Below are 12,227 nucleotides of genomic sequence, written 5' to 3' on the forward strand. Positions count from 1 at the left end.
ATACAGGACTTGCACCCGCCACGCCGTCTTACCTCAGCTTCTGACCTGGAAAATCCAGGGGGGAAGAACAGCTCTCAGCTTTCGTTTCCGAGTACAAGCTCGGTTTACTGCCGCGAGAACTTAATCGGCTTCCCAATTAGCTCAAGCATAGATCAACAAACAATATTGGTAGTCACCAACGCGGTAGGCTTGATCCTGTTAGAAGTCATCTTAAAGGATTTTTTTATCCTTATGCAACCGTACAAAGTTCGGCGATCGCCACCGGACTATCCACCTTGACAGAAAGGGTCAGACGCTCTTTGGGATTGTTTTGTACCCGCTCAATGGTGAAGGCTTTCCCACCATAGATTTGAGTTAAGGCAGCACTGAGATCTGCTTTCACCGCCGCAAACCCTTCATCGGTATTTGGCCCGTTCAGGCGGTCATTGCTGATGTAGAGAAATTCATTGCCCTTGAGGGTAATCTCTGTTTCCTGTTCAAGCAAGCTCCCAAATTTAGCCGCCGACTGGACTAAATCGGCGATCGCCTCGGTATGGGGTTGATTTTCCACGCTACTCCAGCGCCGCTGGGCATAAAGGCCATAGCCCCCTTGGTGCTCCATCATGTAGTTGATTTCGTAGGTGACGAGCATAATCCCTGGGCCATCGGGCACATGGCGGTAGTCCACCACATCAATTAAGGTGCCCCCAATTTTTTCATCCCGGATCCATCCTTGAAAAACGCCAATTAACGATGCCTCATCAAAACCAGCGGGCATTTGGGCCGGGAATTTTACACAAAAACGTTCAATATACACAAGCTTTTTTACTTTTCAGTGACGACTTAGACAATAATTGCTTCGAGCAACATTAAAGCAGATCAAGGCGGACATAAATGGGGTGAGCAACTTTGCCCACCCGATTTTTTCTGAGGAACCTAACGCAGCATTGTGCCGTTTAGTTGATACCAAATCCTTGCTTCAGGAGCCATTGCTTAAAGCTCACTGGGCTGGTAATCCCTGCCTCGATCATCCGACCGTTGCAAGCGTGGGCTGCTTCAATAAAGAGACGGGATTCTTCCACCAAGCGCTGGGACTGTTCAAGGCTGGCGGCTTTGTCTTTATGCTTCAGGGCGGAGAAGAAGAACTGGGCAAATTTCCCCTTCGCAAAGGGATCAAAGAACAGTTCCGTATCGTAGAAATACTTGCGGAACTCAGCACTCACCACTTCCGGATTATCGCTGATATCGATGTTCTGGAATTTCAACAGGGCCTGGGCCGCACTAACCATGGCGGCGATCGCCTTATCCGCCGCCAGTTGAACATCCCCATTTTGCGGATTGTCAAGCAGCACCGTTGCATCAAAGTGGAGGCTTTCTGCGTCAGCCATACTAAAGTCCGTGAGGGTGACCACTTCCCCAGCACATTCACCGACACCAATATCCCCAAGGGTAAATTCACGCGTGTCCGCCCAGTCAGAATAGAACGAAGGATCTTCTTCGTAGCTAGGCACTTCCGTGAAGGGCTGGAGTCGCTCCTTCATTTCCTTACGGCCAATGCGGTTGAAAAATTCCGTAAATTTCTCATTCTCCAGGCGTTCCTGCATGAACGTATCAATGAGAAATTCCACCACATCGGGAATCCGCTTCGAGGGCAAAACCCCCATGGATTTGCCGTAGGTAGAGGCATTATTCGCCCATTCTCCACCGAGTACCAGGTTAAAGTGGGGCACCCGTCGCCGTTGTACCTGACGACTAGAGCCATAGAAACCAATTTCTGCCACCATGTGCTGGGAGCAGGAGTTGAAACAGCCACTAATCTTGACGCGGATATCCTTGACCGCCTGGTCATACTGCCACCCCTTGAGGGCCATGCGACGCCGTAATTCCCCAGCTAAACCGCGAGAACTACCGATCCCCAATTTGCAGGTATCTGTACCCGGGCAAGCGGTAATGTCAATAATCGAATGGGCACCACCACTATGGAGGTTAATCGCCTTGAGATCTGCATAGAGGGCGGGAAGATCTGCTTCATGTACCCAACGGATCAAGATATTCTGCTCAACGGTTGTCCGTACCGTGTCATTGGTATATTTGCGGACGATATCAGCCAGACCCCGGAATTGGGGCGAAGTAGCATCCCCTAGGGGCAAAGAAACCGCAACCGTATAGAAGCCTGCTTGCCGTTGGGGATAGAGGTTTGTGGTTTTCCACTTGGTGAATTCTTCCCCATGGTCGAAGGTTTGATCCGCAGCGACAGGAGCGAGTTTACCTTTTTCTGCGTAGGTTGTCAGGCGATCCACCCAGGCTGTCCAACCGGGATCAGCTTCGAGAGTCGCCCGTTCTTCGGTAACCAGACGTTTAAATTCTTCTAGGCCCAGTTTCTGCACGAGGAACTTGATCCGGGCTTTGTTGCGGTTTTTCTTTTCCCCAAGGCGGGCAAAAACGCGGAAGATGGCCTGGGAGAGGGGAAAAATTTCCTCAAGGGGCACAAAATCTTCAAAGAGCTTGGCGAGGAAGGGTACAGAACCTAAGCCGCCCCCGACATAAACCTTGAATCCTTTAACGATTTCACCATCAATTTCTTTGGTTTTGGCGATAAACCCAAGGTCATGCATGGAAGTCAGACCGCAGGGGTGATCTTCACAACCAGAGAAGGCGATCTTTAGTTTGCGGCCAAAATCCTGGATATCCCGGTGACCGAGGAAAAAGTCCGTTAGTTCCTGGGCATGGCCTGTGACATCAAAGACTTCGTCGTGGCAAACACCAGCGAGGGGACAAGCGGTAACGTTGCGCACGGAGTTACCACAGGCTTCCCGTACCGTAATGCCCACTGCCGCTAAGCGACGGTGCATATCCGGGACATTATCGAGGGAAATGAAGTGAAGTTGGATGTCCTGGCGGGTAGTGATGTGGAGAATGTTGTCGGAATATTCTTCGCAAATGTCAGCGAGAACATCCATTTGTTCGGCGGTCATCCCCCCATAGGGAATTTTGATCCGTTGCATGCCTGGGGCCTGCCATTTGGTATCGGGGCCTTTGGTGAGTTCTGTTTTGGGAAAAGGAATTGCTTTGGCTTTGACCCCATCATTCCGGAAGCCGTTATCGTAACGCTGACCGTAGGCGCCCCGACGAAGACGCAGTTCGGCAAACACTTTTTCGTCGAGTTTGTCCTGGCAGCGGAGGGCCATTTGGTTTTCAAAGGTGTCAATTTCTTCGGCCATCTGGGGCGGAATGCGATCGCCAAGGACCTCTTTCCAAGTTTTGGGAGTTGTCGTCGTGGTCATAGGGTGTTCTTCTTCTGTAGGAGCTAATTCGGATTGGCCTGGAATGGTTTAAGGGTCAGGCCCGCAATATCGATAAAAATTACTCGGATGTACTATGGTGACACAAAATTTCGGTGATCCGAGCAAGTCCGATAAAATCTGTAATTTTGTGGCAGGAAATCATAGGGGCGCAGATTGGGCATTTTGGAAGGGTTTAACGAGCCAGCGGACAAAGCGATAAATGTAGGTAAAGATCACAGGCACGACGATCAGGGTCAAAACGGTGGAGGTACTAAAGCCCCCAATCACGGCGATCGCCATCGGACTCCGGGTCGCACCGTCGGCTCCCAACTCCAGGGCAATGGGCAACATCCCGGCAATGGTCGAGAGGGATGTCATACAGATGGGCCGTAACCGGGAAACCCCAGCTTCGACGAGGGATTTTTTCAGGGTTTTACCTTCCCGTAGGCCAGAGAGGGTAAAGTCCACCAGTAAGATTGCGTTTTTTGTCACCAGACCCATCAACAACACAATGCCAATCAGGGCAAATAAACCCAGTTCCTTTTGGGTAATCATCAGCCCCAACAAAGCCCCGCCAATGGAGAGAGGCAAAGCGGTTAGAATCCCAAAGGGATAGAGGAAGTTGTTGTAAAGCAGCACCAGAATTGCATAGATGCACAGGACAGCCGCCCCCAACGCCGTGAGGAAACGGCTAAAAATATCGCGCATAATTTCTGCGTCGCCCGCGGGTTCAATGGTCACGCCAGAAGGTAGGGGGCTCATCACCGGCAAGGCATTCACGGCAGCAAAGGCATCCCCTAGGGATGTTCCCTCCAGGTTGGCCCCCACTTCCACTTGACGGAAGCGATTAAAGCGGTCAATCTGGGCCGAACCACTACCGAGCTTTAATTCAGCCACAGCAGCTAGGGGGACTAATTCACCGGTGTTACTCGGTACCTGGAGATTTTTCAGGGTTTCAATGTTACTGCGTTGGGCGGGATCGAGTTGAACGCGGATCGGGATTTGGCGATCGCTTAAATTGAACTTAGGCAAATTAAAGTCATTGTCGCCAATTAACGCCAGGGAAGCGGTGCGGGAAATGGCCGCCACAGAAACACCAAGATCGGCAGCCCGTTGGGGATCAGGCTGAATGATCAGTTCGGGTTTAACCAAGCTCGCGCTCGACGAAATGTCCACTAACCCCGACACGCTGCCCATCTGTTGCTCTAGGGTCGTCGCTGTTTCTAGTAGAAGCGGGGCATTTTCACTTTTGAGCACAATGGAGAGATCCTTAGAATTGCCTGTCCCGCCCGTACTTTGGAAGGAGACCCTGGCCCCCGGAATCGTTTGGAAATCACGCCGTAGGGTTTGTTCAAATTCTGCCTGGGAAACCCGTTCCGCTTGGGGTACAAGGTTAACGTAAATGGTGCCGCTGTTGACGTTGGTCGCCGTTGCCAAAACACTACTCACGGCGGGATTGGCCTGGAGGCGATCGCTCACTTCCGTCATCACTTGCTCGCTATCAGCCAGGGTGGCACCGGGGGGCAGATCAAAGGCGATCGTACTAATGCCCGTGTCGCTACTGCTAAAAAGTCCTGTAGGAATAAAGGGGATCAGCTGGAGGCTACCGATAAAAAAGGCTAGGGCAATGAGGAGGGTTGTGAGACGATGGTGCAGTGCCCAGCCAAGCAGATTCCGGTAAAAACCCGGTTGTTTCTGGCCATTAAAAGCCCCCAGTTTTGATTTTAATAGGTAGGCACTCAGCATCGGCGTCATGGTGGTGGCCACCAGGGTCGAGAACATCGTTGAGACGGCGACGGTGACCCCAAAGGGTTGGAAGAATTGCCCTGGCACGCCCCCCATAAAGGCCACGGGCAGAAATACAGCCACAATGGTTGCGGTGGTTGCCACTACGGCGAGGCCAATTTCCCTGGCGCCATCGATGGCAGCCTGGAAAGGTCTTTTGCCCATTTGCAGGTGTTGGTCGATATTTTCAATCATGCAGATCGCATCATCGACTAAGTTACCGATCGCCAGGGCCAAGGCGAGGAGGGTCATCCCGTTCAGGGTATAGTCGAGGGCCTGCATCACAAAGAACGTCGGCACAATGGAGAGGGGCAAGGCGGCAGCGGTAATTAAAGTGGCCCGCCAGTCCTTGAGGAAAAAGCCCACGGTGATCACCGTTAAAATGCAGCCCGCCCACAGGGCCATAATGGTGCCGTCGTAGGAGGCTTGAATTTCTGTGGCGCGGGTAAAAATCAAATCGAAACGGAGATCCTCTGGGAGGGTGGTTTGCAACTCGGCGATCGCCTTTCGGATCCCTTGATCAACGCCGACAACGGTACTCCCAGGACTCCGGAGTACGGAGAATGCCACCACTGGTTCATTGTTGAGGGTCGCTGCCACCCTGGGTTCCCGGAAGCTATCTTCCACGCGGCCCAGGTTTTCTAAAGACACCAGATCTCCGTTAGGTAACGTGATCGGGTATTGCTGCAATTCTTGAATGCTCTCTGCACTACCAAGAGTCCGGACATTTTGCTCATTGCCCCCTAGTTCGAGGCGGCCTCCTGGACGGTTGAGATTAAACTGAGCAATCTGGTCATTAACTTGGGTTGCAGTGATCCCCAAGCTCTGTAACAAATCAGGATCGAGATCGACACGAATCTCCCGGTCAACACCGCCCAGCCGTTGAATTTCGGCCACCCCTTCTACATTGGTGAGTTCTCGACCAATGCGACGATCAATGAGATCACTGAGTTCTTCGACGGTACGCTCCCCAGAGGAGAGGGCATAGGTCATCACGGCACCCCCAGCGAAATCAAGTTTTTGGACAATGGGATCAGTGATGTCCTGGGGTAGAGATGAGCGAATTTGGGCGATCGCATTGCGCACATCATTGGTCGCCTGGTCAGTGTCGGTGCCCAACTCGAAATTCACGACCGTCTGGGAATTGCCATCGGTCACGGTGGAGGTGATTTGATCAATATTGGCGAGGCTCGCGACGGAATCTTCGATTTTCTTGGTGATTTCCGTTTCAATCTCTTCTGGGGCGGCCCCTGGCTGGCTAACGCTCACGGTCACGGCAGAAATATCGATGTTTGGCGTATTATCAATGCCAAGATTCAAAAACGAATAGATCCCCACGATGGTCATAATCATGAAGGCCACGAGGGTCGGCACTGGATTTTTGATGGACCAGGCAGAGAGGTGAAAGGACATACCAGGGGCAACTGTTGCGATTTGTTACAGCTTCTATTCTAGGCACAGTTGTTGGCAATATGGGGGTTAGTTGTTGACCTGGAGTTGGGAGCCCTGCTGATCTTTGTAGACTTCGATGCGGCTTTGAAAGGCTTCCTTGAACTGGGGAATGTGGGTCACAGCGAGGATACAAGCAAAGTCAGCGGCGATCGCATTGATTGCCCCGATTAAGCGGTTACAGCCTTCGGTGTCCTGGGTGCCAAAGCCTTCATCGATGACCAGCATTTGCAAGGTGGTGCCCGAACGGTAGGCTAAGAGTTTTGCAAGGGCGAGGCGGATTGAAAAGTTGATCCGGAATGCTTCCCCCCCGGAATAGGTTTCGTAGGCGCGGGTGCCCCGGGCGTCGGCAATGACAATATCGAGGGTGTCGATCATCTGGGCGGCAGTTTTTTTGCTGCCTTTCTTAGCTTTTTGGGTGAGGAACTGCACATGGAATTGGTGCTCTGTGAGGCGACCGAGGATTTGGTTGGTTTCGGCCTCTAGTTGGGGTAGGGCATTTTCGATCATCAAGGCCTGAATCCCGTTTTTTCCGAAGGCTTGACCGAGTTCGTGGTGAATACGATATTGACGTCGCAGTTCCTTGAGTTCTGTTTTGCTGTTTTTCTGGGCGGTGGCGATCGCCTGGAGATTTTCTAAGGATTGTTGCCGTTGGCCGCGTTGGGTAATTGCTGTTTCTAGGGCTTGGCGACAGGTTTGCAATTGATTCTCTAGGTGGTTAATCTCCCCTTGATCAGCGTGAAGATTGTCTAAATTTTCCTGCAATTGCATAATTTGTTGTTCGAGTTGCGCCAGCTCCGTTTGGGCAACCGTTTGACGTTGGTTTAAATCCTGTAGTTGCGCTTCGAGGCTGGTTTGTTGCCGTTGGGCTTGGCCCAGTTCGAGGTAACGCTGTTGCCAAATTTGCCCCTGCTGGAGTGCTTGGCGGAGTTGTTGGTGGGCGTTGCGGTCGTAGTTGAGGCCGTTTAACTGTTCCTGGAGCTGCGTGAGGCGGACTTGCCAGGGAGATGTTTGTCTATTTTTGTCGAGTTGATGGCGCTGGGTTTCAAGTTCTGCTTCTTGTTGGGGGATTTCCCGTTGGAGGGTGTCCAGGCGTTGGCGCGCTTGGTTTAATTCCACCTCTTTGAGTTCTGCCCAACGGTATTCTTTTTCAGTTTCCCTGGCGATCGCCAATTGGGATTCATCGTATTCCAGGGTCTCTAATTGGTGCTGCACTTCTGCCAATTCTGCCCGCAGATCCTCGGCGTAGGCCTCCAGGCGGAGGGCACGTTCTAGGTTGAGTAATTCCTGTTCTACCTGTTTCAATTCCTTTTCGAGGGCTTGGTTGGTTTCAATGGCCTGCTCCAGACGGATCATCTGTTGGTCATAGCTTTCATAGCTACTCCGGACTTGGTCGAGGGCCGTCAGTTCTTGGTTGTAGTCGCGCAGCAGTTGATCGCAACGTTTAAGCTCATTTTGGAAGGTGAGAATTTCTGCTTCAGTGGCACTGTACTGGGCCTGGGTTTTGGCCATCACATTTTGGTGGTGGTCATGGTCGAGGTTTTGTTCGCAGAGGGGACAAGTCGCCCCCGGTTGTTGCAGCAGGGCAAGTTTTTGTTGGAGCTCCTGGAGTTGCGTTTGACAGTTGCGTTTAGCGTCCTGGAAACGGACTTGTTGGGTTGAAACATCAAGGTGTTGTTGCTGAATCTGATCTAGATGTTTTTTCTGGCGGTCTAGATCGGCCATGGTTTGATCGAGGCGTTGCAATTCCGCCCGCTGTTGGGGAATTTGGGCAATTTTTTCCGCGAGGTTTTGCTGTTGCTGTCGGGATGCGGCCAATTGTAACTTCAGTTTTTCGGCGGCCTGACTAATTTGGTTTTCTAGCTGCTGCCGTTGCTGGAGGAGGGGTTGGGCTTGGTGGTGAGCAGCTTCGAGGCGATTGATCTGGTTGCGGGTGCGCTTTAGTTGGTCTAGGGCAGTGGTCAAGTCGGGGGCGATCGCCAAGGTTTCTTGGACTGCGGCTTGCTGTTGGGTGAGGGTCTGGATTTGTACTTCTAGTTGCTGAATCTGCCGTTGTCCCTCGTTTTCTTCGGCCTGGATCGTTTGCTGAATGGTTTGTTGTTCCTGCTGGAGGTCTTGGTATTGCTGGGATATTTGGTTGAGCTGTTCTTCCTGCTGCTGGAGGGTTTGCCAACGTTGGTATTCGGCTTCGATGGTGTCGGTCTGGTGCAGAATCGCTGTATTTTGCGCTAAATCCTGCTGAATCTGTTGAGCCTGGGTGCTGAGGCGCGTCAGGTCTTGGTGGCGGCGCTGGTACTGTTGCTGGGACGTATCGACTTGGTTTTTCAGGAATTGCCGTTGTTGGGCGATCGCCTGAATTTTTTGGAGCTGATCCTGGAGTTGGTTTTCCCGTTGCTTGCCTTCGCTAATGGTCTGTTCGATGGCGGCAAGTTCTGCTTCTAGCTGCGGTTTTGCCCGGAGTTGTTCAGTTTGAGGCGCGAGGCTTTCTTCGAGAAGATCGGCCTTGAGTTTAAAAGATCTCGCTTTGTCCTTAGCGAGTTGGGCGAGGCTTTCGTAACGGTCAAGCTTGAGGAGATCACTCAAAATCTTTTTGCGGTCTGCGGGCTTGGCCACCATAAATTCATCGGCGTGGCCCTGACGTAAATAGGCGGAATTGATAAACGTGTCGTAGTCTAGTTTGATCTCTTGGTCGATGAGCTCTTGGGTTTCCCGAATCCCCTTACCCGTGATGGTGGTAAAGTCCCCCGTTGGCGATCGCACTTGGAATTGTAAAGTCGCCCCTCGCCCCCGCGATCGCATCCGAATGATTCGATAAACCTGTTGGTGACAAAGTAGCTCAAAATCAACCCGCACATCCATTTCGCCCATGTGGATCACGTCATCGGCACTGCTGGTGCGACTTTTACCCCAGATCACCCAAGTCACCGCTTCTAACAGGGATGATTTCCCGGCTCCATTTGGCCCACAAATACAGGCCGTGTGAAAGCCCGTGAAATCTAGAACAGCATCACGGTAACTGAGGAAATTTTTCAGGGTAAGTTTTAGGGGCGTCATGGGCAGACTGTAGACGACAAACACTAATCCCCATCATATCCCCGTTGTTTCGTCCCCCAACCCCAAAGAATTTTATGGATCTGTCATCTCGCGAGAACCTGACTGCTACCATGGACGCAGAAAAATCGGTGGTAGCCGGAAACGTTTTGCCCTGATTGATGGTCTACAGTTCCAGTCCTCCCTCCCCAATTCCCGATGAAAAAGCTACTCTTTACCGCCTGTTGTGTTTTGCCTTTGGCGATCGCCCCCCAGGTACGGGCCGAAAACCTGACCCACGTCAGCCAACTGCTATCAAGTCGTCAATGTCAGAATTGTCAACTGACCCGGAGCGGCCTTGCCAATGCTCGTTTAGATGGGGCTGACCTGCGGGGGGCGGACTTGCGTCAAGCGAACCTGAGTCGGGCAGATCTGAGCCTTGCGGATCTGCGGGGGGCCAATTTGACGGGAGCTTCCCTGGTGGGGGCCAATTTAGCCGGAGCTGACCTGGAAGGGGCCAATTTAGACGGCGCGGATCTCCGGGAAGCCTATTTAGCCGGGGCGAATTTTACCAATACTTCCCTGCGGACGTTCTACATTGCGCGAGCGGTGGGTTTGTTGGATGCTCCTGTTTCGGCGGAGCAACTTTATCAATGGGGCTTTGTGGAAGGGGAAAATAAAAATTACCGCATGGCGATCGCCTACTATGATGCCGCCGCCAACCAAGAACCCGACAATGGGGCCATTTATCTATCCCGGGCGATCGCCCGCTACCAACTGCGCGATTTTGCCCAGGCCCAACAGGATGCCACCTTTGCCCAAACCCTGTTTACCAGCCAAGGATCGACCGTGGGTGTAGATGCCAGCCAGAGATTACTCGATGAAATTGACCTCGCCCTCAACCCGAAACAAGATTCTGGAAATACTGCTGGTAATATCCTCAGTGCCATTAGCTCCGTGCTGTTGCGTTTCTTCTTTTAAAACTTCTAGGCTGTTCCCAAACTTTTTCGCCATCTCTTTTGCCTCGGCCTAAGAGGTTATTTATAAAGTAAATGAATTTCTTAATTTGTCCCGTTCGACTGAGCTCACGCCGAAGTCTCACGCCGAAGCCTAAATCTCCCCAAATTCGGGGCTGGGGGGCTTCATAAATGGACTCTAAGCTCAATTGCGGTGATTATTCTGGTAGCGGATCCGCGATCCGGCCCACTGGAGCTTATCGCGAATGGTTTGGTAAAACGAATAGGTTTCCCGCAGGATAATGAATTTGCAGTAGCAATGGGCTTTTTGGACATTGACCCACTGGCCCGGCCAAACTGAAGTCGCCAAGGCCCCATCCATCCAGAGCTTGTTGTTCAGGTCGTAGTCTCCGAGGGGCCAGATATCGACATTGGAACGGGCGGGCAAGACAATCGGGCGACTCGACAGACTCAAAGGACAGATGGGCGTTACCACGATCGCCTCTAGGCCAGGGTGCATAATCGGCCCATTCGCAGAAGCAGTGTAACAGGTTGACCCAGTGGAAGTTGCCACCAACAACCCGTCCCCGTGGTACTGATCCACAATGGTGCAATCGACTTCCATTTCAAAGACGGCTGTGGGCATCCGGTCAACGGCAGCGGGTTTGACACACATTTCATTGAGGGCATAGAAGGTTTCGCTGACAATTTCTGGATCTTGGCGATCGCCTTCACAGATTTTGGCCTCTAACATCATCCGGGTTTCCACCGCGTAGGTGTCGTTGCGGAGTCGCTCCCACAGGGCCTGACTATTTTCAAGTTGCTCAAAAGGTTCGGTCAAAAAGCCCAGGTGGCCGCCGACATTCACCGCCAAAATCGGAATATTTTCCTTAGAGAGGTGACGGGCTGCTGCTAAAACGGTGCCATCTCCCCCCAAGACAATGGCGAGATCAATCGGTTCACTGACCGAGGCCAAAAACACAGGGTAAGGATTATCCTTAAAGCCGCTGGGGCCGAGCAAAATCCGACTCCCCTGGGCTTCTAATTCGTGGGCACAGCGTTCGGCCCATTTTTTAGCAAAGGGGTCACCCGCTTTATAGGCAATGATTACTTGATCAAGGTTCACGGCATTTCTAAGATGACTCGGGGCGCACCTGAAAACTTGGTTGGCTTTGCTCGACCCCAGCCGTAAAGGCAGCGGTGGGTCTATCACTACTATAGGTAATTACCCAAAAGGTGGTCGTTTCTGGATAGACATAACTCACTTGGGTGAGGTCGCCTCGGTTCAATTCTAAGCGCCCTTGATCCGCCGTTTGGGTAAGGCTCACCGTAATGCCAGCGGCCTGGAGTGTCGCCACCTGTTGTTGGAGATAATCCTCTAAGGTCAGGGCTTCCGGGCGTTCTTCTTGGACGATGGTGATGCTGTTCAGGCGATCGCCCTCTGCTTGAAAAGCGAGCAATTCTAGGGTTTCAGCATTTTGATTAAGCCACTCAAGGCGATCGCCTTTGTTCCAGGCTTCTAAGGTGGCTGCCAGAGCGGGAAGATCTAAACCTGGATTGCCGCCCACATAGCCCGGTGGAACGTCCAATTGCACCTGTTCCGTAGTGAGGGTTTGCCATTGATTGCTGGGGGTCAGGATTTCGGTTTCTAGGCCAGGGGGATTTGCCCCGCAGCCCCACAGAAAGAGCAGCAATACCCCCAGTCCTAAGCTGCGCCATCGGCATAATTTCATCGTGAACACTG

At 52.2% G+C, this 12,227-nt stretch carries 7 protein-coding genes and 1 other RNA gene; 1 reads left to right on the forward strand and 7 read right to left on the reverse strand.

All coding sequences use genetic code 11. From position 1 onward, the window contains the following. Window positions 1-10: 10 nt before the first annotated feature. The 5 genes from ssrS to sbcC form a co-directional block, all read right to left on the reverse strand. Window positions 11-193: non-coding RNA, 6S RNA (ssrS, locus tag AACR41_RS05855), on the reverse strand. Between the two features lie 36 nt (window positions 194-229). Continuing rightward, a complete protein-coding gene (locus tag AACR41_RS05860) occupies window positions 230-796 on the reverse strand; it encodes a hypothetical protein (RefSeq protein WP_030007427.1) in 567 nt (188 codons plus the stop codon). 139 nt (window positions 797-935) lie between these two features. Beyond that, the gene (locus AACR41_RS05865) at window positions 936-3,263 is read right to left on the reverse strand and encodes a nitrite/sulfite reductase (protein WP_030007428.1); all 2,328 of its coding nucleotides are present in this window, start codon (window positions 3,261-3,263) and stop codon (window positions 936-938) included. Between the two features lie 159 nt (window positions 3,264-3,422). Beyond that, window positions 3,423-6,461, reverse strand: a complete 3,039-nt coding sequence (locus AACR41_RS05870) for an efflux RND transporter permease subunit (protein ID WP_030007429.1) — start codon at window positions 6,459-6,461, stop codon at window positions 3,423-3,425. 66 nt (window positions 6,462-6,527) lie between these two features. Beyond that, the gene (gene sbcC / locus AACR41_RS05875; protein WP_030007430.1) at window positions 6,528-9,551 is read right to left on the reverse strand and encodes an exonuclease subunit SbcC; all 3,024 of its coding nucleotides are present in this window, start codon (window positions 9,549-9,551) and stop codon (window positions 6,528-6,530) included. 195 nt (window positions 9,552-9,746) lie between these two features. Here sbcC and AACR41_RS05880 point away from each other — a divergent pair, with 195 nt between their 5' ends. Further along, entirely contained in the window at window positions 9,747-10,508 is a 762-nt protein-coding gene (locus AACR41_RS05880) for a pentapeptide repeat-containing protein (protein WP_030007431.1), read from the forward strand. A gap of 180 nt (window positions 10,509-10,688) precedes the next feature. On the opposite strand, the gene AACR41_RS05885 is transcribed toward AACR41_RS05880, so the two are convergent. Both AACR41_RS05885 and AACR41_RS05890 read right to left on the reverse strand, forming a co-directional pair. Continuing rightward, entirely contained in the window at window positions 10,689-11,609 is a 921-nt protein-coding gene (locus AACR41_RS05885; protein WP_012308220.1) for an NAD(+) kinase, read from the reverse strand. Window positions 11,610-11,616: 7 nt separating this feature from the next. Further along, the gene (locus AACR41_RS05890; protein ID WP_030007432.1) at window positions 11,617-12,216 is read right to left on the reverse strand and encodes a hypothetical protein; all 600 of its coding nucleotides are present in this window, start codon (window positions 12,214-12,216) and stop codon (window positions 11,617-11,619) included. Window positions 12,217-12,227: the final 11 nt, after the last annotated feature.

It is taken from the genome of Picosynechococcus sp. NKBG042902, from assembly GCF_963864045.1.
Classification (GTDB): domain Bacteria; phylum Cyanobacteriota; class Cyanobacteriia; order Cyanobacteriales; family MRBY01; genus MRBY01.